Source organism: Acinetobacter lwoffii, assembly GCF_019048525.1.
Taxonomy (GTDB): domain Bacteria; phylum Pseudomonadota; class Gammaproteobacteria; order Pseudomonadales; family Moraxellaceae; genus Acinetobacter; species Acinetobacter lwoffii_K.
This window is the reverse complement of record NZ_CP077369.1, coordinates 1,560,021-1,579,589: the sequence shown is the minus strand read 5'-3', so window position 1 is coordinate 1,579,589 and position 19,569 is coordinate 1,560,021. Positions and strand designations below refer to the sequence as shown.

General features: G+C 43.9%; 18 protein-coding genes. 9 read left to right on the top strand and 9 right to left on the bottom strand.

Annotated elements, in window-relative coordinates:
* Positions 1-19 precede the first annotated feature (19 nt).
* The gene (locus I6L24_RS07355; RefSeq protein WP_216986589.1) at positions 20-673 is read right to left on the bottom strand and encodes an OmpA family protein; all 654 of its coding nucleotides are present in this window, start codon (positions 671-673) and stop codon (positions 20-22) included.
* Between the two features lie 252 nt (positions 674-925).
* Here I6L24_RS07355 and I6L24_RS07350 point away from each other — a divergent pair, with 252 nt between their 5' ends.
* The 6 genes from I6L24_RS07350 to I6L24_RS07325 all read left to right on the top strand — a co-directional run bounded on the left by I6L24_RS07350 (position 926) and on the right by I6L24_RS07325 (position 5,445).
* Entirely contained in the window at positions 926-1,867 is a 942-nt protein-coding gene (locus I6L24_RS07350; protein ID WP_168386750.1) for an acyltransferase, read from the top strand.
* 2 nt (positions 1,868-1,869) lie between these two features.
* The gene (locus I6L24_RS07345) at positions 1,870-2,934 is read left to right on the top strand and encodes a preprotein translocase subunit SecA (protein WP_168386749.1); all 1,065 of its coding nucleotides are present in this window, start codon (positions 1,870-1,872) and stop codon (positions 2,932-2,934) included.
* A gap of 159 nt (positions 2,935-3,093) precedes the next feature.
* A complete protein-coding gene (gene minC / locus I6L24_RS07340) occupies positions 3,094-3,807 on the top strand; it encodes a septum site-determining protein MinC (protein ID WP_168386748.1) in 714 nt (237 codons plus the stop codon).
* A 66-nt stretch (positions 3,808-3,873) separates the two neighbouring features.
* On the top strand, positions 3,874-4,686 hold the full coding sequence (gene minD, locus I6L24_RS07335) for a septum site-determining protein MinD (RefSeq protein ID WP_004646120.1): 813 nt from the start codon (positions 3,874-3,876) through the stop codon (positions 4,684-4,686).
* A 2-nt stretch (positions 4,687-4,688) separates the two neighbouring features.
* Positions 4,689-4,961, top strand: a complete 273-nt coding sequence (minE, locus tag I6L24_RS07330) for a cell division topological specificity factor MinE (RefSeq protein ID WP_004279256.1) — start codon at positions 4,689-4,691, stop codon at positions 4,959-4,961.
* Between the two features lie 196 nt (positions 4,962-5,157).
* Positions 5,158-5,445, top strand: coding sequence for a PA4642 family protein (locus I6L24_RS07325; protein WP_004279254.1), 288 nt, complete (start codon positions 5,158-5,160; stop codon positions 5,443-5,445).
* A gap of 61 nt (positions 5,446-5,506) precedes the next feature.
* Here I6L24_RS07325 and I6L24_RS07320 read toward each other — a convergent pair whose 3' ends face one another.
* Positions 5,507-8,566 (bottom strand): DNA translocase FtsK, encoded by a 3,060-nt coding sequence (locus I6L24_RS07320; protein WP_216986588.1) that lies wholly within the window; start codon positions 8,564-8,566, stop codon positions 5,507-5,509.
* A gap of 249 nt (positions 8,567-8,815) precedes the next feature.
* Here I6L24_RS07320 and trxB point away from each other — a divergent pair, with 249 nt between their 5' ends.
* The 3 genes from trxB (at position 8,816) to I6L24_RS07305 (ending at position 11,439) form a co-directional block, all read left to right on the top strand.
* Positions 8,816-9,778, top strand: coding sequence for a thioredoxin-disulfide reductase (trxB, locus tag I6L24_RS07315; protein WP_121980281.1), 963 nt, complete (start codon positions 8,816-8,818; stop codon positions 9,776-9,778).
* Positions 9,779-9,870: 92 nt separating this feature from the next.
* The gene (gene aat, locus I6L24_RS07310; RefSeq protein ID WP_121980280.1) at positions 9,871-10,602 is read left to right on the top strand and encodes a leucyl/phenylalanyl-tRNA--protein transferase; all 732 of its coding nucleotides are present in this window, start codon (positions 9,871-9,873) and stop codon (positions 10,600-10,602) included.
* Positions 10,603-10,623: 21 nt separating this feature from the next.
* Positions 10,624-11,439 carry an arginyltransferase gene (locus tag I6L24_RS07305; RefSeq protein ID WP_071850221.1) on the top strand — a complete coding sequence of 272 codons (816 nt, stop codon included), beginning with the start codon at positions 10,624-10,626 and terminating at the stop codon, positions 11,437-11,439.
* Between the two features lie 15 nt (positions 11,440-11,454).
* Here the strand turns inward: I6L24_RS07305 and rimI are convergent, their stop codons facing one another.
* The 7 genes from rimI to I6L24_RS07270 all read right to left on the bottom strand — a co-directional run bounded on the left by rimI (position 11,455) and on the right by I6L24_RS07270 (position 19,338).
* On the bottom strand, positions 11,455-11,913 hold the full coding sequence (gene rimI, locus I6L24_RS07300) for a ribosomal protein S18-alanine N-acetyltransferase (RefSeq protein WP_005104810.1): 459 nt from the start codon (positions 11,911-11,913) through the stop codon (positions 11,455-11,457).
* Between the two features lie 105 nt (positions 11,914-12,018).
* Positions 12,019-12,900: a metal-dependent hydrolase gene (locus I6L24_RS07295; RefSeq protein ID WP_216986587.1), complete on the bottom strand. Its 882-nt coding sequence runs from the start codon at positions 12,898-12,900 to the stop codon at positions 12,019-12,021.
* A gap of 223 nt (positions 12,901-13,123) precedes the next feature.
* Positions 13,124-14,314: an elongation factor Tu gene (gene tuf / locus I6L24_RS07290; RefSeq protein ID WP_004646112.1), complete on the bottom strand. Its 1,191-nt coding sequence runs from the start codon at positions 14,312-14,314 to the stop codon at positions 13,124-13,126.
* Positions 14,315-14,407: 93 nt separating this feature from the next.
* Positions 14,408-16,543, bottom strand: coding sequence for an elongation factor G (fusA, locus tag I6L24_RS07285; RefSeq protein ID WP_004646111.1), 2,136 nt, complete (start codon positions 16,541-16,543; stop codon positions 14,408-14,410).
* Between the two features lie 128 nt (positions 16,544-16,671).
* Positions 16,672-17,142 carry a 30S ribosomal protein S7 gene (rpsG, locus tag I6L24_RS07280; RefSeq protein WP_004279240.1) on the bottom strand — a complete coding sequence of 157 codons (471 nt, stop codon included), beginning with the start codon at positions 17,140-17,142 and terminating at the stop codon, positions 16,672-16,674.
* A gap of 180 nt (positions 17,143-17,322) precedes the next feature.
* Positions 17,323-17,697 (bottom strand): 30S ribosomal protein S12, encoded by a 375-nt coding sequence (gene rpsL, locus I6L24_RS07275; RefSeq protein ID WP_002050319.1) that lies wholly within the window; start codon positions 17,695-17,697, stop codon positions 17,323-17,325.
* Positions 17,698-17,853: 156 nt separating this feature from the next.
* The gene (locus I6L24_RS07270) at positions 17,854-19,338 is read right to left on the bottom strand and encodes an EcsC family protein (RefSeq protein WP_216986586.1); all 1,485 of its coding nucleotides are present in this window, start codon (positions 19,336-19,338) and stop codon (positions 17,854-17,856) included.
* Positions 19,339-19,569 lie beyond the last annotated feature (231 nt).

The following is a 19,569-nucleotide window of genomic DNA, read 5'->3' as shown; positions in this document are numbered from 1 at the left end:
TTTCTTAAGCGTTCAAGAATTATTGAACTGCATATACCGCGATTTCTACACGACGGTTTTGCTCTTTACCTGCGGCAGTTGTATTGTCTGCAATTGGGTTCGCTGAACCTAAACCTTGAGCATTAATACGTGTACGTGAAACACCTTGGCCTGCCAAGTAAGTCGCTACAGAGTTTGCGCGTGCTTGAGACAATGGCAAGTTAATTGAGTCATTACCCGTGCTGTCTGTATAACCAGTTACAAGGATACCGCTCTTGTTATCTTCAGTTAATACTTGCGCCACTTTGTTTAAAGTGCCATAGAAGTTTGGTTTGATATTTGATTTGTTGGTATCAAATGTAATGCTGCCTGGCATCACAAGGTTAATCGAACCATCTGCATTACGGTTAACGTCTACGCCCGTACCCGCTGTTGCTTGACGTAATTTTTTCTCTTTGTTATCAAGATACACACCCGCTGCACCACCAACAACAGCACCAATCGCTGCTGCACGGTTATTTTGACGGCTGGTATTCGCATTGCCTTTAGAAACACCGTAACCTGCTGCAGCACCACTTAAAGTACCTAGAGCAGCTTTATCATATTCCACACCACCGATGTTATTACCAGTTGATTGACAACCTGTAAGTGCTACGGCCCCTGCTACAGCTGCTGAAATGACTAGTGCACGCATCGCATGACTCCTTGTTGTATGCTTTGTTGTTAAGCGAGATAATGATTTAAATTGAATGGGCTAACCATTGAATTTTTGTTAATAATAAATCGTTTAGTAATATTTTGTAATGTTTATATGTAACTAAAACCAAGTAGTTCGTCACAATATCTTCATAGTTTCCTGTTTAGGCTTTTTTATTTGCCTAACTGTCTCTATATTACTCAAAATATGAAAAAATTTAAGTGATTAATCTGTGGGGACTGTTTGGATATGTCATCGAATAGCAACAAGCAACCGACTTTAAAAAAACTGGCGCGTGGCCTGACGGTCACATCCGTCATGACGGGCAGTACTTTTTTTCATGGTCCCCCGGTGCTGGCCTTGGGTTTAACCAAACTTTTTAAAAAATCCGCAAAAGTGGATGAAACCAATATCAAGATTACCAACAGCTGGTTAGGGGTCAATAATTGGCTGATTGAGCATGTGCTGAAAAATACCGAATGGCAAATCAGTGTAGATGAATCACTGGATTTGAATATGCAGGGCCGTTATTTGATGACCTGTAATCATCAAAGCTGGGTCGATACCACGGTCAACCAGTACTTCGGTCTGAGCCGTATGCCCCTGACGCGTTTCTTTACCAAATGGGAGCTTATTTTTATTCCTTTTGTGGGTCAGGCCTTTAAAATCTTAGGCTTCCCGATGATGAAGCGGCATAGCAAGGAACAGATTGCCAAAAATCCTGCGCTGAAATACCGGGATATGGAAGAAGCACGCAAATCTTGTGAACAGCTGATCAGTCAGCCTTTTACCCTGTTAAATTATCTGGAAGGCACGCGTTTTACCCAAGAAAAGCATGATCAGCAGCAGTCTCCCTATACACATTTACTGAAACCTAAAGCCGGTGGTCTGGCATTGGCACTGAGTATTCTCGGCGATAAAATTGATGCGCTGGTCGACATGACCATTGTTTATCCTGACGGTATTCCGGGCTATGGTGAATTCTGGTTAGGTGAAGTGCCACGTATTGCGGTAAATTTAAGAAAAATTGATATTCCAGACTGGGTACTGGGCGGCAATTATGAAGATGATGCTGAATATCGTGCACGTTTTCAAAAATGGATTGATCAAATCTGGACTGAAAAAGATCAGCTCATCGCACAAATGCAGCAGAACTTTGCCCAAGCCCCGGTCGGATCTGTAACCGAGTAATTATGAAGAACGACAACCCGGACATTACGTCCAGCTCATTTAAATTTGTTCGTAAAGGAACCTGGGGCTGGAAAATTGCACTGATTTACGACATTTTCATGATGGTTTTGATCGTCATCAATCTGTTCTGTCTCAGTGCCAACGCCATTTTAATGAGCGATTTTGGTCAGTGGTTGTTTGACTTCATTCGTTTACCCGAAGTGTTGCAGTTTTATAAAAGTGATTTACGCCCTTGGGTCATTATTACCGAGGGCTGGTTTACCACCTTCTTGGTCTGTGAATTACTGGCACGCTGGGTCATCGCGATTGTTCTGCGTCATCATCGACGCTGGTGGTTCTTCCCTTTTGTGCACTGGTATGAAATTTTATCCATTATCCCTCAACTACGTTTCCTGCGCCTGCTGCGTGCGGTCGCGATTGGCTACAACCTGCATAGCCATGGTTATAAAGTAATTCCTAACCGCTGGTATCGCCAAGGTAACTTTTATTACAACATGCTAATGGAAGAGCTTTCTAGCCGGGTGGTACTGACCGTACTGGACGGTATTAAGCGTGAACTGACCACGAGCACATCACATAAACAGTTAATTGATGATTTGGTGGAACATCACCGTAAATTACTGGCGATTGCCTTGGCAGATATCTTGCAGGAATCTTTAGGCAAGGAATTACAGGCACAACGTTCCATGATCGCTAAAAATGTAGGGCAAGTAGTGAATCAGGCGATTGAAGATACTCCAGAACTAACCCAATTATTACGTTTGATTCCAATTGTTGGCAGCCGGATTGAACAGCAAATTCAAAGTATTGGTCAACGCTTGGGAGAAAATATTACGCAAGGACTGATTGAACCATTTACCCACACAGGTCAAAAAGAAAATCCGACTTTTGCCCTAATTTCAGATAAAATCAGCCAGATTCAGATTGAACATAATCCACATATTGATAAATTGGTCGAATCGGCTGTTTTTGAAACACTTGAAGCAATCCGGAAACAGGTGAAAGTCAAACAATGGCAACAGATTTTAGAAGAACATGAGCAAAATCAGAGCTCAATAGATAAGTAAAGTTTAAAGTACAGAATCAGATCAATCCGTCCGGTTCTGTTCGCATAAAAAAATAACTGAGATCGCTAGAGAATTACTGCAATTTGTTCTAGGATTTGCACTATTTACAACATTGCTTCGACACAAAACCAGCAGGTCAGAAGTATTTAAGGAAGAATTATGGCTGATATACGGATAAAAGGCAGAATGGTCAATGCGATACGCATTAGCCTAGATACCAATGATCATGATGCAATCCGCCAGCAACTTAGCCCAAAATTACAAGCAGCATTTCCACCCGGCACTTTGGCAGTCATTGAAAGTTCAGTTGAACAGGAACTCATTGCGCTGATCCAACTGTTAATCAGTCTGGATGTACAGCCTATGGCTGTTACTGAAGGCTTACTTGGAGATCAGGCGCGCGCCATTCAGTTCCCGGTACTGCCACCTGATCGCCAGTTAGAAGAAATTAAAGCCACCAAAGAACAGGTGGTGGAAGTTAAACCAGAACCTACAGCGGTGAATGATGATCAAGCGCCTACTGCCCCGATCGTTGCGCATATCACCTCATATCATGATGAAATTCTGCGTACCGGCCAATGTATCGTGCAGCATAATGGCGACATTATTATTAATGCCGGCATCAACAGTGGTTCAGAAGTGATTGCTTCAGGCAATATTCATGTCTATGGCAGCGCACGTGGCCGGGTCATTGCAGGTGCGGGTGGTAATACTGCAGCACGTATTTTCTGTCATAGCCTCGAAGCTGAACTGATTTCAATTGCAGGAACCTATTGTGTGGCGGATGACATTCCACCGCATGTAGTTAAAAAGTCTGTGCATATTTACTTGAATGATCAACTAGAGCTTGTATTTGAAGCTCTACAATTTTAATGTATAAATAAACACCAAAAACCCCATTTTAAACAGGGGATTTGAACCATAACAGGAGTGGATTCGGTGGCGAAAATTGTTGTCGTAACGTCAGGCAAAGGTGGTGTAGGTAAAACTACAACAAGTGCATCTTTTGCAACAGGTTTAGCCCTACGTGGTCACAAAACTGTTGTTATTGATTTTGATGTAGGTTTACGTAACCTTGATTTGATTATGGGCTGTGAACGCCGTGTAGTTTATGATTTTGTGAATGTTTTAAATAACGAAGCACGATTACAACAAGCACTGATTCGCGATAAAGATATTGAAAATTTATATATTTTACCTGCATCACAAACACGTGATAAAGATGCCTTAACCGATGAAGGTGTTGCTCGTGTAATGGATGAGCTTTCGCAGGAATTTGATTATATTATCTGTGATTCGCCTGCCGGTATTGAGCGTGGTGCTATTTTGGCCATGTATCATGCGGATGAAGCCATCATTGTGACCAACCCTGAGATTTCTTCAGTACGTGACTCTGACCGTATCATTGGTATGCTCGACAGTAAAACTAAAAAAGTAGAACAAAACGAAGGTCGCATTCGTAAGCATCTGTGTATTACCCGTTTCAATCCGGAACGTGCCGATAAACAGGAAATGCTAACGATTGATGATATTTCTAAGGATATTTTACGTGTACCGACCTTGGGCGTTATTCCTGAGTGTCCAAGCGTTTTACAGGCATCGAATGAAGGTAAGCCGGTGATTCTTTTCACTGAAGCTTCTGCAGGTCAGGCCTATGATGATCTGGTTGCGCGTTTCCTTGGCGAAGAGCGTCCTTACCGTCATATCGAGGTAAAACCTAAGGGCTGGTTAGCACGACTATTTGGAGCGTAGACATGGCAGGATTCTGGAGTAAACTTTTTAGTGGCGAGGATAAACCATCAAGCGCACGGACTGCTAAAGACCGTTTGAAAGTGATCGTTGCATCCGAACAAGGCTTGGGTCGTCGCTTGAGCCAGGACAAAATTGACCAGATGAAGACTGAAATCATGCAAGTGGTCAATCGTTATGTTCGCGGTGTCGATGAACAGCATATTCAAATGCAGGTCCGTTCTGAAGCCAATATTGAAATGCTTGAAATGAATATCAATTTACCTGAAGAACGATAATCTGATTTTTGATTGGTCAAGTAAATTGATTCAAGGCAAAATATGAGAGTGGTAGAAATAGTAGTTTAGCTATATTCCGCCCACTTGAAGCATAGCTTCAAGTCTTGCGACTAGGCAAAGCAGTGCTTTGCTAATCTAGTCTCATATTTTGCCTTTTTTCATGCCGAAAAAACTACATTAGATCAAGGAAATTGCGATGGCATTATCTCAACCAGCGACCTTTAACGAAGAATGGTCAGATGAGCGTGTATTTGCCTACTTGAATCAGCTTCCTCCTGCAGGTGTTAATGCTGATTTTCACGTGCTCTATCATGCTTTCAAGCATATGCGTCCATTCGATTATGAACGCCTGTTGACGAAATTTGTCGCTGATGGCCGTGATGTCAATGCAACCAATCCGGAAGGACAACGGATTCATGACGTGATTGCCACTTTCCCGCGTCAAAGTGCCGAGTTTCTGGATGTATTGGCAAAATTTGCCTGAGTCAAAATACATAAAAAAGCCTGCTTTGAAAGCAGGCTTTTTTATTGAAGGTAGACTGAAATTAAACCAGAATCTCGCGTTTACCATTGGCACCCATACCGCTGACAATGCCGTTTTCTTCCATCTGGTCAATGATCCGTGCAGCACGGTTATAGCCCAGACTGAATTTACGTTGCAAGGATGAAGTAGAAGCCTTACGGGTTTCCAAAACAAAAGCTACACACTGGTCATACAGTGCATCACGGTCTGAACTGCCCTCACCACCATCTTCAAAACCACGGCTGGATGGTTCTTCATCAAATGGTGTCAGGATCTCGTCGACATAATTTGGTGAACCACGTTCACGCCATGCATCGCAGATCCGGTTGACTTCGTCATCGGCAATAAAGGCACCATGTACACGCTCAGGTTCGATTTTACCCGGGCCGAGGAATAGCATGTCGCCGTGACCGAGCAAGTCCTCTGCACCACCCGCATCCAGAATAGTACGCGAGTCGATCTTGGAGTTAACCCGTAGCGCGACACGTGTTGGAATATTGGCTTTGATCAAACCGGTGATCACGTCCACCGATGGACGTTGGGTCGCAAGCAACAGGTGAATACCAGCAGCACGTGATTTTTGTGCCAGACGGGTAATCATCTCTTCAGCTTTCTTACCGACCTGCATGATCATATCCGCGAACTCATCCGCGACAATCACAATTGAAGGCAACGGCGTTAACCTCGGCGCACGTTCACCCACGACTGAATCGCTGGCTTTCCAGGTTGGATCGATCAGGTCTTCACCATTGGCAATCGCCTCTTCCACCTTGCGGTTATAGTCGCTCAGTTTACGGATTTTCAGGAAAGACATCAGTTTATAACGACGTTCCATCTCATTGACACACCAGTTCAATGCGCTGACAGCATCTTTCATATCGGTGACCACAGGCGTCAACAAATGCGGAATATCATTATAGTTCGCCAGTTCCAGCTGCTTCGGATCGATCAGAATTAAACGCAATTCATCTGGGGTATATTTCAGCAACATCGATAAAATCATCGAGTTGACCGCCACCGATTTACCGGAACCTGTGGTTCCTGCCACCAGCATATGCGGCGCTTTACCCAGATCCGCAATCACCGGATTACCGGAAATATCCTTACCCATTGCCATGGAAAGGATGCTATTCGGATCAGTGAAAGCTGGAATGCTCAAAAGTTCGATCAAACGGACCATTTCACGGGTACTGTTTGGTACTTCAATTCCGATATACGGCTTGCCCGGAATGACCTCAACCACACGCACCGATGCCATCGACATCGAACGTGCCAGATCACGCGAAATATTCGTCACTTTAGAGGCTTTTACCCCTGGTGCCAGATCCAGTTCAAAACGTGTTACGACTGGGCCTGGCTGTGCTTCTACCACTTTAGCTTTGACATTAAATTCTTGCAGCTTGATTTCAAGCAGCTCAGATAAACGCGCCAGCTGCTCTTCGGTAAAATTCACTTTTTTATTCGGATCGACTTCATCGAGTAAATCTAGCCCTGGAAGCGGTGATAAATCTTTGCGGCGCTCCACCACCTGCATGGCACGTGACATCGGACGGCCTGAAGCATCAGTTAAAGGAGCATCAAAATCAAACTCGTCTTCATCTTGTGGTTTACCAGCCGTTTCTTGCCAGGCTTCTACAAATTCTTCTTTAGATAAAGCCTCGCGTACTGCTGCATGAGTTGCAGAAGGAGGAGATACTGGTTGCTCTATACCCTGATGCTGAATTGGTGCCTGAACAAAAGCAGAAGATTGGGCATAGCTTGATGCACGTACTGGTTGGCTTGGCTCATCTTCTTCAATCAGTAAATCACCCAGGTCATCTAGATCGGCCTGTAATGCGCTATTTTTCACGACATGTGCCGTTGTTATAGACGCCATGACAGGTGCAACATTGGTCATGTCTTCTACAATTCTTGCCGTCTTTTCGGCTGGCGCTGTATTGAATGGACTATGCACATCGGTCGCAGTTTTGCCTTGCGGAACTGCAGCCAGAAGTTCATCAAAGATTTCATCATCATCCCAGTCCAGGCCTGTATGTGGAGCCGATGCGGTTCTGGTGTGAGCATGAGTCTGTGCTGAAACAGGTTGAGGAGCGGTTATATGTGAGACTGGAGAATTAAGCTGTTCTTCTTCGGCTGCTTTGAGTAAGGCATCAATATCCTGTTTATGGCGCTGATCTTCATTTGAATGTAAGGCACGCCACACCTCGCCTGTCGCTACCACACGATCCGGCTGTTGAGGCACTTGCTGTACTTGCTTAAATGTCTCGACTGGCTCAGGAGCCTGCTGCTCAGCCTCAGGAATATCCTCATAAAACTGCGGTTGTTGTGATTCTTTATCGGCAAAATCATCAAATAAGCGTTCAGCCACCTGATCGCGCACCACCGGATCTATTTCTACCAGTTGATGCTCAGGCGCAGGTGTTACTGCAACCGCTACTTTTTTTGCACTAATGACTGGCTCTTTTTTGGCGACAGGTGCAGTCCGGTCAAAATCAGACATGCCTTCAGGCACATTGCGGTAGAACAGGTCTTGTAAATAAGCAGGGGTTGCTTTGAGGCTGCTCCAGGTCTTGTTCCATTTCACCCCAAACGCCAAGGTAAATAGCACCACCCAAAGCACCAGCAGGAAGAATGCTGCACCGTATACTGTCAGCAGTTGTTCCAGACTCTGGCCTAATTCATAGCCAATAATACCGCCGGAAGAATTATCCAGCGTATCAGCAGGGACTTGCCAAAATAGAAACAACAGCGCTGAGGTGGTCAGCAACAGGAAGAATTGCGCAGAATAGCGAAATGGCCGGTTCAGGAAGCTACGCGGCCACCAGACCTGAATCGCTTCCATAAACAGATAGACAGGGATCAGCAGACTTGCCCAGCCAAGGAAGCCAAACAAAAGGTCTGCAATCCAGGCACCCGCTACCCCACTGGCATTCGAAACGGTCTGCGTATCACTGGAGATATGCATCCACCCCGGATCAAATGGCGTATAGGTCACTGTTGCAAGAAACAGATAAATCCCAAATGAGACTAAAAATAATGTCATTACTAAGCGCTGTGCATAGGCACTCGACACCGCTGTCATATACTGTCCTGTAACCAATTCTTCATGAATATTCTTTTGCTTCAATGCTTGAAAAAAGCGACGCAATAAAATACATATTATGCACCTGTTCTGTGAAAAAAGATGCACTATTGTGCAAGCACAATGTTACTTATGCTATATAGCCCAAATCGATTTCAATGATCAATAATATCGACTTTAATCTCACACCACTGTTATACAGTTTCACGTATAATTCAATAAATTTCTAAATAAAAAAGGATACAGCTGATGAGCGCACGTCACTCACGACTGATTATTTTAGGTTCTGGCCCTGCAGGCTATAGCGCAGCAGTATATGCAGCGCGTGCAAACTTGAAACCCACCCTGATTGCAGGCTTGCAACTGGGCGGTCAGCTGACCACGACGACTGACGTCGATAACTGGCCGGGTGATCCCGAAGGTTTGACTGGTCCAGCATTGATGGAACGTATGCAGGCACATGCAGAGCGTTTTGGCACTGAAATCGTGTATGACCATATCAATGAAGTGGATCTTAGCCAGCGCCCGTTCGTATTAAAAGGCGATATGGAAGAATTCACCTGTGATGCCCTGATTATCTGTACCGGTGCAACTGCCCAATACCTCGGTCTGGAATCTGAAGCAGCCTATATGGGTCAAGGTGTCAGTGCTTGCGCAACCTGTGATGGTTTCTTCTATAAAAACCAGAAAGTTATGGTCGTAGGTGGTGGCAATACCGCTGTTGAAGAAGCGTTGTATCTATCTAATATTGCTTCTCACGTGACTCTGGTTCACCGTCGTGATTCACTACGTTCTGAAAAGATCTTGCAAGATCATTTATTTGCCAAAGAAAAAGAAGGCAAGATCAGCATTATCTGGAACCATCAGGTCGATGAAGTTCTAGGCGATGCACAATCTGGCGTGACCTCGGTTCGTCTTAAATCAACTCAAGATGACTCTACTCAAAACGTTGATGTGACGGGTATGTTTGTGGCGATTGGTCATAAGCCAAATAGCGCCATGTTCGAAGGCCAGTTAGAGCTTCGTGATGGTTATATCCAGGTGCAAAGTGGTACTGCAGGTAATGCAACCCAAACTTCGGTACCGGGTGTATTTGCAGCCGGTGACATTGCGGACAGCATTTACCGTCAGGCCATTACTTCTGCGGGTTCAGGCTGTATGGCTGCGCTTGATGCGGAAAAATATCTTGATGCGATGGGCAAACTAGACTAAGCAGCAAGAATAAAAAAGCCGTCCATTATGGGCGGCTTTTTTATTGCTAGAATGAGATGATGATTTATCTATAGATTTATGTCGGGTTTGCCATGTCTTTACTTCCTCCCTCAGAATTCATTTTTCCCAATCCGGTCGAGGTTGATCCTGAAGGTGAAGGACTGATTTGTATTGGTGCCGACCTCTCCCCTTCTACACTTTATGAAGCCTATACACATGGATTATTTCCATGGTTTTCAGAAGGTGATCCAATTTGCTGGTGGAGTCCGGAACCACGCTGCATTATTCGCCCCGAAGATTATCATCCAAGCAAATCCCTGCTACGCAATATGAAAAAGCAGGACTATAAAATTACAATCAATCATGCTTTTGAAAGGGTGATTCGTTCCTGTTCATTGCCGCGTGCTTATGCAGACGACACCTGGATCAGTGAAGATATTATCGCAGGCTATTGTGACATGTTCGACGCAGGATATGGTTATAGCATTGAGGTCTGGGATGAAGATCGCGTCGTCGGTGGACTTTATGGTGTGACCATCGGTCAAGGCTGTTTTGGTGAATCCATGTTTAGTACGCAAACCGATGTTTCTAAAATGGCTTTCTATACTTTAATGCTGATTGGACAGGAAAATAAACTACCCTGGATCGACTGCCAACTGGTCAACGATCATCTTTTAAGCCTGGGTGCCTGCACACTTTCTCGCCAAGCCTATCTTAATTCTTTACAAGATATTGTAAAAAAGCCTGCGATTGATTGGAAAAAGTATCAGGAAGGTGTATTTTCAAGTAAAACAATAGCGCAAAACGCGCGCTTAAGTGAATGAAAATAACAGAGGGTAGTTGTTATGAACTCTTATCAGCCAAAGGCCCTACTGAACGATTTACAGTATTATATTACGCCGCCGCATGATTGCAGCTATCTGCCCAACAAGTCGGCGCGCATGGTTTTTCTGGATCCCGCACATCGAATTGATGTAGTCACTTTATCGGAACTGTCACGTACCGGTTTCCGTCGCAGTGGTGATTTCGTGTATCGCCCCGAATGTCATTTGTGTCGTCAATGTCTGTCTTCGCGTGTGCCTGTTGCTGAATTCCGCATGAACAGTTCACAAAAAAAAGCCTGGAAACGTAATCAGGATCTGGTGATAAAAATTACCAGTCCAGAGCACGCCGGGGACCTACATTATGCGCTGTATGAACGCTATATCAATGAACGCCACGCAGATGGCGATATGTTCCCACCCACCCGGGATCAGTTCGAAAAATTTTTATTGCAAAGCTGCACCGACAGCTTCTTTCTAGAATTATGGCAAGGTGAGCGTCTAATCAGCGTTTCCACTTGCGACCTGCTGGATGATGGCATCTCTGCCGTTTATACCTTCTTTGATCCGGATGAAAATCGTCGTTCACTCGGTGCTTTTGCAATCTTGAAACAGATTGAACATGCACAAAAGCTGGGCTTACAATTTATCTATCTGGGTTATTGGGTGCCACATTCCAACAAGATGAATTACAAATCTCAGTATCTGCCACTGGAACTCTTGATCGATGGACAATGGCGACGTTTAAATCATGCATTGAGTGCCACGGAGATTCAGCAATTGGGAAACTCATTAATGACGACCTTACCCAGCGGATGGAATCACCAGATTATTAAATAAGGTCGTCAGTTTGTATTATTTAAATAGACTAGCAAAATCATCCGTACATGCTTTTACCATAATGATGGCATGTTCACGGCTTCCGTTACTGTTAGGATAATAATTCTTGCGCAGATCAATCTGATGAAAGCCTGATTTTTCATACAGCTTGATCGCAGCCAGATTACTCTCGCGCACTTCCAGGAAAATCTGCACCGGATTATTTTTTAGCATCGCCACTGAAGCCTCCAGCAACTGATAGCCCAAGCCCTGACCTTGCTGTGCCGGATCAATTGCCATGAGCAATAAATTGGCTTCATCCAGCACTGGTTGTAAAATACAAAATCCGGCCACCTGCCCTTGCACTTCAATCACGGTACTTTGATAAGCCGTTACAGCATCTTCGAACTGTTTTAAAGTCCAGGGATGTGATTGAACTGATTTTTCAATCTTTGCAACGACTTCTACATCCGCTGCTTGCATTAAACGAATCATCTTCGTTCATCTTATATAGAATCAACCTCCGCATTATAGAAACTTCATCCAAAAAATCGAGCAAAAAAAAGAGCGATTTTAGTCGCTCTCCAATCTTCAGTTCTGTCACAGACCCAATTTGGCTTTCCAGGTCGCCAACAGTTGATCTGTATAATGATCATTCGGATGGAATCCCGGTTTAAAATACATCAGCATTTCTTTCGCCATACCCGTAATGACACCTTTAGAAGGACTATAGGCATAGGTATAAATGGCTTTTAAGGACTCAAGATTAAACTGCTGATCCTGTTTAAGCAAACGGGCGAGGAAATAGCTTTGCACCACAAATAAGGTTGCCATTGCGATGACCAAGGATGAAGTACGCAGTGCATAGGCTTTTAGGCCTTTGCCAAAAACTCCTTCAAAGACATCATGTGCAACTGCCTTATGTTCATTTTCCTCGATAGCATGCCATAACCACATGGTTTTCATGGTTTCATCTGTCATCAATTCCTGAATGTGGCTATTGGTCAAAAGCTGTGAGGCAATGGTTGCAGTGAAATGCTCAAGTGCCGTAGTTACAGTCAAATCTACCATTTCTTGGGTAATTCCCACAGGCTTACCCAGTTTAGCCATGACTTTACGTGTCGTTTGAATGACTTTATCGGTATAACGATCAAGCGTCTCGACATCATGCCCATGTTTTTGCGCAGAAGCATTAAAGCCGATATGCTCGTGAGTATGCATGGCTTCCTGACCAATAAAAGCAGAAATTTCTTTTTGTAATGCTTCATTATTGGCAATTGCAGGATGGTTACGTACCGCGCGGACTGAATCTATAAAAAACTTTTCACCTGCTGGAAATAGCGCAGATAATGCGGTCATAAAATGAGTGAGACCTGCTGAACCATTCATCCAATATTCCGGTACAGCATCAAAATCAAAGTTCATGCGACGAACCGGAAAACTAGCACCCGCACGATTGGTAATATTTACTTTCGCATTCATGTGACCACTCCCATCAGCCCAACCCAGGCCCAAAAATGTAATATTCATATTCTTATCTGTATATTACGTGGTAATTTTTTTTACATAAGTGCAGTTTAGGTCAAGCCGATATCAGATAAGGACAGCTTTTGAAATCATTGTCAGACAATTTATTTTTAGTTTTATAAAAGTTTGAATCAAAAAAAAGCGCCTCAAAGAGGCGCTTTTCTTACACAATCAGCGATTATGCAGTTACTTTAGCAACTACACCAGCACCAACTGTACGACCACCTTCACGGATCGCAAAACGTAGACCTGGGTCCATTGCGATCGGGTGGATTAGCTCTACTGACATCTCAACGTTGTCACCAGGCATAACCATTTCCACGCCTTCTTTAAGCGCGATCGCACCAGTTACGTCCGTAGTACGGAAGTAGAACTGTGGACGGTAACCGTTAAGGAATGGAGTGTGACGACCACCTTCTTCTTTAGAAAGTACATATACTTCCGCATCGAATTTAGTGTGTGGCTTGATCGCACCTGGTTTAGTCAATACTTGACCACGTTGTACGTCTTCACGCTTAGTACCACGAAGAAGAACACCACAGTTCTCGCCCGCACGACCTTCGTCAAGAAGCTTACGGAACATTTCTACGCCGGTTACTGTAGTAGTTTGAGTATCACGGATACCAACGATTTCTACAGACTCACCTACTTTAACGATACCAGTCTCTACACGGCCAGTTACTACTGTACCACGACCAGAGATTGAGAATACGTCTTCAATTGGCATAAGGAATGGAAGATCGATCGCACGCTCTGGCTCTGGAATGTAAGAGTCAAGTGCTTCAACAAGCGCAACTACCGCTGGCTCGCCGTATTGGCTGTCATCACCGTTAAGCGCAAGAAGAGCAGAACCACGGATTACTGGAGTGTCATCACCCGGGAAGTCGTAAGTAGAAAGAAGTTCACGAACTTCCATTTCAACTAGTTCAAGAAGCTCTTCGTCATCTACAAGGTCGCATTTGTTCAAGAATACAACGATGTAAGGTACACCTACCTGACGAGAAAGCAGGATGTGTTCACGAGTCTGTGGCATAGGACCATCAGTCGCAGCACATACAAGGATCGCGCCGTCCATCTGAGCAGCACCAGTAATCATGTTTTTAACATAATCGGCGTGACCCGGGCAGTCTACGTGAGCGTAGTGACGAGTTGGAGAATCGTATTCTACGTGTGAAGTATTAATTGTAATACCACGTGCTTTTTCTTCTGGTGCAGAGTCGATTGCAGCGTAGTCTTTCGCTTCGCCACCGAATTTCTTCGCACATACAGTTGCAATTGCAGCTGTTAAAGTTGTTTTACCATGGTCAACGTGACCAATTGTGCCCACGTTAACGTGTGGCTTATTACGTTCAAACTTAGCCTTAGCCATGAGATCTTCCTTTTTAAACTACTCATGCAGGATCACTGCATGAGCACTTGGTTTTTAACTATGAATTAGTTTGGGCTTATAGTAATCGAAAGATTACTCGTCGTCACCTTTTTTACCGCCAGACTGGAATTTAGAAATGATGCCTTCAGCCACGTTACGTGGAGTTTCAGCATATTTAGCAAATTCCATAGAGTATGTTGCACGGCCTTGAGACATAGAACGCATTTGAGTCGCGTAACCAAACATCTCAGCAAGTGGAACCTCAGCTTTAATTGCTTTAGTACCACCAGGCAAGTCATCCATACCTTGAACCATACCACGACGACGGTTTAAGTCACCCATGATATCGCCCATGTAGTCTTCTGGAGTTTCTACTTCAACTTTCATGATAGGTTCAAGAAGAACAGGATCTGCTTTCATGAAACCGTCACGGAAGGCATAAGAACCAGCCATCTTGAACGATAATTCGTCCGAATCGACATCGTGGTAAGAACCGTCAAACAATGTAGCTTTAATGCCAACTACTGGGTAACCAGCAAGGACACCATTCTTCATACGCTCTTGGATACCTTTATCCACAGCACCGAAGAATTCTTTAGGAACTACACCACCAACAACTTCTTCAACGAACTCGTAGTCTTTACCAGCATCAGCATCCATTGGCTCTAAACGTACGTATACGTGACCAAATTTACCTTTACCACCAGTTTGACGAACGAATTTACCTTCTTGCTCAACTGACTTTTTGATCGTTTCACGGTAAGAAACCATTGGTTTACCAATGTTTGCTTCAACACCGAATTCACGCTTCATACGGTCAACAATAATGTCAAGGTGAAGTTCACCCATACCAGCGATGATTGTTTGACCTGACTCTTCATCAGTACGAACGCGGAATGATGGATCTTCCTTAGCCAAACGACCTAAAGCAATTGACATTTTTTCTTGGTCAGCTTTAGTTTTTGGTTCAACAGCCAATGCAATTACTGGCTCTGGGAATTCCATACGCTCAAGTGTGATGACATTTTTCTCATCACAAAGTGTATCACCTGTAGTTACGTCTTTAAGACCTACACACGCAGCGATATCACCCGCACGAATTTCTTCAACGTCTTGACGATCGTTCGCGTGCATTTGCACGATACGGCCGATACGTTCACGTTTAGATTTAACTGGGTTATAAACAGAATCACCTTGTTTAAGAACACCAGAGTAAACACGTACGAAAGTTAAGTTACCTACGAATTTGTCGTTCATGATTTTGAACGCAAGTGCAGAGAACGGAGCTTCGTCAGATGCTTCACGAATCGCTTTAGTTTCAGCCTTATCGTCAAGAACACCTTCAATCGCTTTAACTTCTGTAGGCGACGGTAAGAATTCAATTACTGCGTCCAACATACGTTGAACACCTTTGTTTTTGAATGCTGTACCACAAAGCATTGGTTGAATTTGACAAGCCAAAGTTTGGACACGTAGACCAGCAACGATTTGTTCTTTAGTCAAATCGCCATTGTTCAGGTATTCATCCATTAACTCTTCAGAAGCTTCAGCAGCAGCTTCAACCATGTTTGTACGCCATTCTTCAGCAGTTTCTTGAAGTTCAGCCGGGATTTCACCGTATTCAAACTTCATACCTTGTGAAGCTTCGTCCCAAATGATCGCTTTCATTTCGATCAAGTCGATTACGCCTTGGAAGTTTTCTTCAGCGCCAACAGGGATTACTACAGGTACTGGAGATGCACCTAAACGTGTTTTCATTTGTTCAACAACACGGAAGAAGTTGGCACCAGTACGGTCCATCTTGTTCACGAATGCTAAACGAGGCACTTGGTATTTGTTCGCTTGACGCCATACAGTTTCAGACTGAGGTTGTACACCACCTACAGCACAGTAAACCATGCACGCACCATCAAGAACACGCATAGAACGTTCAACTTCAATTGTGAAGTCAACGTGTCCCGGTGTATCAATTACGTTGATACGGTGTTCAGGGAACTGTTTAGACATACCTGACCAGAATGTAGTCGTAGCAGCAGAAGTAATGGTAATACCACGTTCTTGCTCTTGCTCCATCCAGTCCATTGTTGCTGCACCATCGTGTACTTCACCAATTTTGTGAGATACACCTGTGTAGAACAGAATACGTTCTGTAGTTGTGGTTTTACCCGCATCAATGTGCGCAGAAATACCAATGTTACGATAACGAGAAATTGGGGTTTGACGTGCCATGATTTCTAGCATTCCTAAATTTTGTTGTTTAAAACAGGACGCTTTAAGCTGCATAGCAACTTAAAGCGCTTTGGTGACAAAACCATGACGGTCTTATCACTCTCCTGAATAGGGCCTGTTTTATCTGCTTAGAAACGGTAGTGAGAGAATGCTTTGTTGGCTTCAGCCATACGGTGCACATCTTCACGTTTCTTAACCGCAGCGCCTTTGCCTTCAGATGCATCAAGCAACTCGCCAGCAAGACGTAAAGCCATAGTTTTTTCAGAACGCTTAGCAGCAGCATCTACTAACCAACGCATCGCTAGAGCAGTACGACGGGATGGGCGTACTTCCATAGGAACTTGGTATGTAGCACCACCAACACGGCGTGCTTTTACTTCGACCATAGGACGAACTTTTTCAAGAGTAGTCTCGAAAAATTCAACTGGGTCTACTTTAGATTTTTCTTGAACGCGGTCTAAAGCACCGTAAACGATACTTTCAGCAATAGATTTTTTACCATCTTGCATTACGTGGTTCATGAATTTAGCGATTGTTTGGCTGCTGAACTTAGGATCCGGAAGGATTTCACGAGCAGCGACTACGCGACGTCTTGGCATTTTAAACTACCTATAAAGATGACACTTCAGGTTTATCCAGCATGAGTACAAAGTGTCATGTACTACTCGCTGGCCTTACTATACGTCGCTTGGAATTTTCACAAAATTAATGCAGAAATCAGACAAGCGAGACGATAAAGGATTGCGGTTCTACGTTCTTAAAATTTAATTCTTAACGAATTATTTCTTAGGACGTTTAGTACCGTATTTAGAACGAGACTGGTTACGATCTTTAACACCAGCACAGTCTAAAGAACCACGAACGGTATGGTAACGTACACCTGGTAAGTCTTTAACACGACCACCACGGATAAGAACAACACTGTGCTCTTGTAGGTTATGGCCTTCACCACCGATGTAGCTAGAAACTTCGAAACCTGAAGTTAAGCGAACACGGCAAACTTTACGCATTGCTGAGTTAGGTTTTTTAGGTGTAGTTGTGTAAACACGTGTACAAACACCACGGCGCTGTGGACAAGCCTTCAACGCAGGAACTTTAGATTTTTCAACTAAAGTCGTACGACCCTTGCGGATCAACTGATTTGTTGTTGCCATTTGGCAATTCTCCCGTTAATAAAAAGCCCCAAAAAACTACTACTTTTTGAGGGCATGCAATTGTAATTCAAGATGCAAAATTGGTCAACCTACTCAAGCCAAGCAAATACCGTTTCTCACGACATTTGCCTGCTTTTATTTACCTTCAAAATTCGCTTATTTTTTTGAATTTTTACTGACTTTTTTAGTCACATCTTGAGCTTCAGATTCAGTTTTCGAATTTTCTTGATCGTCTACGCCCTGCTGTGAAGTCTCTGTAGCAGCTTCTGCCTCGTCAGCAGCTTCTGGATGCAGTTCAGCTTCGATTTCCGGATCAAATGAAGTTTTGGTTAAAGCGGGTTGTTGCGACTGCTTATCTACCGCAGGTTCAACCAACTCATCGTTAAGCGCTTCCAGCCCTTCACTCACCTTTTCATCTTTCTTCACTTCTGCTTCTTCAGAGCTTAGATCATTCTGCTCTTTTTTGACCAGCTTGACTTGGGTAATCGTGTTATTGCCCTCAATCGCAATATCTTTATCCATGATCGGCTTATCTTTCGGAAGCTCAACTTCGTGAGAGACACCATTTAGGAGTTTCGGAGTTGCCTGTTGCAACAAACTGACTGCTTTTTCATAGGCAGCATAAGGAGACAATTGCGAATCCTGATGCTGAATCAGGTATTGGCGTGCATGCGAGAATGCTTCCTGAGCTTTCTGATTTACATCCTCGACAAAACGATGGCTATATACAGCACCAATACCAGCACTCGCCAGAGGCGTCAGTTTGGTTAATCGCTCCAGAATCGAAATTTTTGGCAGATGATTCATCCATTCCCATTTAGCCTCTCCCTCATGACGACTTAACCATTGCTTGATGGCGCTGACATCATTATCAGAACCTAGCATGGCTTGTAACTGCGAGATATCATGAGTTTTAAGTGTATTACTTAAAGCTTTTAAACCTAATAATAAGGTCTGTTTTTCCGCAATCAGGCTCAGGTCGATCTGTCTAAAGATATGCTGGACGATTTCTTGATCATCTTCTTTGCTCAGGTCAAAACCATAAGAGCGACCGACTTGATAGATGGTACGCAATGCCATCAGTAAAGAAGCGGGAATATCAATCGCGGTGCCAAGCATTCCTGAAGCACCACTTACTGCACCCTGCACCGTTGCAATCCATTTGTTTTGTTCACCTAAAGCCTGTGAAATTCGCTTGGATCGATCGACGTCCTGAGTCAATTCCTCTAAATCTTTCGCTCCCGCTTCACTCAGGATGGCATCCACCGAACTGGTTTGATTACTGAATTGATTCAGACGGTCATAAAAGTAGTTAGACACTTTTTCGGTCAGATCGGGAGAGACAAAATGCGCGACATTATTCACGGTATTAAAACGGCGTCCGAGAAGTTGGCGCGATACATTTGGAAGATGCTCGCGAAGCATTTGCTGAGGATTATCATATTTTTTAGCTGAAAAAGCGCTTTTCGTCTTCGCCGAACCATCAATCACCTGATCGGAGTTAGAAGGCTTCAGCGCTTTAGTCACCGAATCCGGCGCAACATGATTCAATAAATCCAATCCGGTTGAACTGAACTTTTTCGCCACTCCAAAGGCATTCGAAATCAGACCATTAGATTGTTTATTATTAGCATTTACCATTTTTTACCTCAGCATTCATGTGCTTGTATTTGGTATAAATACTAGGTGTAGTCAGCATTTATCTCAACTTTATTCTGTTTCATTTAGTAAAACCCCAACACGCCGACTCACAAACTCAACCGACTGTCACACGGCATAACATTTGCCATAAGATTTCAAAAGTCTTTCTGCTATCATGTTCCCCATCATGAAATAAGGCTAGGCGCTGGATTGGGCGATTTTAAAACCCAG

What these genes read in the sequence shown, in the direction of transcription:
- I6L24_RS07355 (WP_216986589.1), bottom strand. Translation starts at nt 673, where the DNA reads ATGCGTGCACTAGTCATTTCAGCAGCTGTAGCAGGGGCCGTAGCACTT.
- rimI (WP_005104810.1), bottom strand. Translation starts at nt 11,913, where the DNA reads ATGATTCGTTTAATGCAAGCAGCGGATGTAGAAGTCGTTGCAAAGATT.
- I6L24_RS07305 (WP_071850221.1), top strand. Translation starts at nt 10,624, where the DNA reads ATGAACTCTTATCAGCCAAAGGCCCTACTGAACGATTTACAGTATTAT.
- tuf (WP_004646112.1), bottom strand. Translation starts at nt 14,314, where the DNA reads ATGGCTAAGGCTAAGTTTGAACGTAATAAGCCACACGTTAACGTGGGC.
- aat (WP_121980280.1), top strand. Translation starts at nt 9,871, where the DNA reads ATGTCTTTACTTCCTCCCTCAGAATTCATTTTTCCCAATCCGGTCGAG.
- I6L24_RS07350 (WP_168386750.1), top strand. Translation starts at nt 926, where the DNA reads ATGTCATCGAATAGCAACAAGCAACCGACTTTAAAAAAACTGGCGCGT.
- rpsG (WP_004279240.1), bottom strand. Translation starts at nt 17,142, where the DNA reads ATGCCAAGACGTCGCGTAGTCGCTGCTCGTGAAATCCTTCCGGATCCT.
- I6L24_RS07295 (WP_216986587.1), bottom strand. Translation starts at nt 12,900, where the DNA reads ATGAATGCGAAAGTAAATATTACCAATCGTGCGGGTGCTAGTTTTCCG.
- minC (WP_168386748.1), top strand. Translation starts at nt 3,094, where the DNA reads ATGGCTGATATACGGATAAAAGGCAGAATGGTCAATGCGATACGCATT.
- fusA (WP_004646111.1), bottom strand. Translation starts at nt 16,543, where the DNA reads ATGGCACGTCAAACCCCAATTTCTCGTTATCGTAACATTGGTATTTCT.
- rpsL (WP_002050319.1), bottom strand. Translation starts at nt 17,697, where the DNA reads ATGGCAACAACAAATCAGTTGATCCGCAAGGGTCGTACGACTTTAGTT.
- I6L24_RS07270 (WP_216986586.1), bottom strand. Translation starts at nt 19,338, where the DNA reads ATGGTAAATGCTAATAATAAACAATCTAATGGTCTGATTTCGAATGCC.
- I6L24_RS07320 (WP_216986588.1), bottom strand. Translation starts at nt 8,566, where the DNA reads ATGACAGCGGTGTCGAGTGCCTATGCACAGCGCTTAGTAATGACATTA.
- trxB (WP_121980281.1), top strand. Translation starts at nt 8,816, where the DNA reads ATGAGCGCACGTCACTCACGACTGATTATTTTAGGTTCTGGCCCTGCA.
- minE (WP_004279256.1), top strand. Translation starts at nt 4,689, where the DNA reads ATGGCAGGATTCTGGAGTAAACTTTTTAGTGGCGAGGATAAACCATCA.
- I6L24_RS07345 (WP_168386749.1), top strand. Translation starts at nt 1,870, where the DNA reads ATGAAGAACGACAACCCGGACATTACGTCCAGCTCATTTAAATTTGTT.
- I6L24_RS07325 (WP_004279254.1), top strand. Translation starts at nt 5,158, where the DNA reads ATGGCATTATCTCAACCAGCGACCTTTAACGAAGAATGGTCAGATGAG.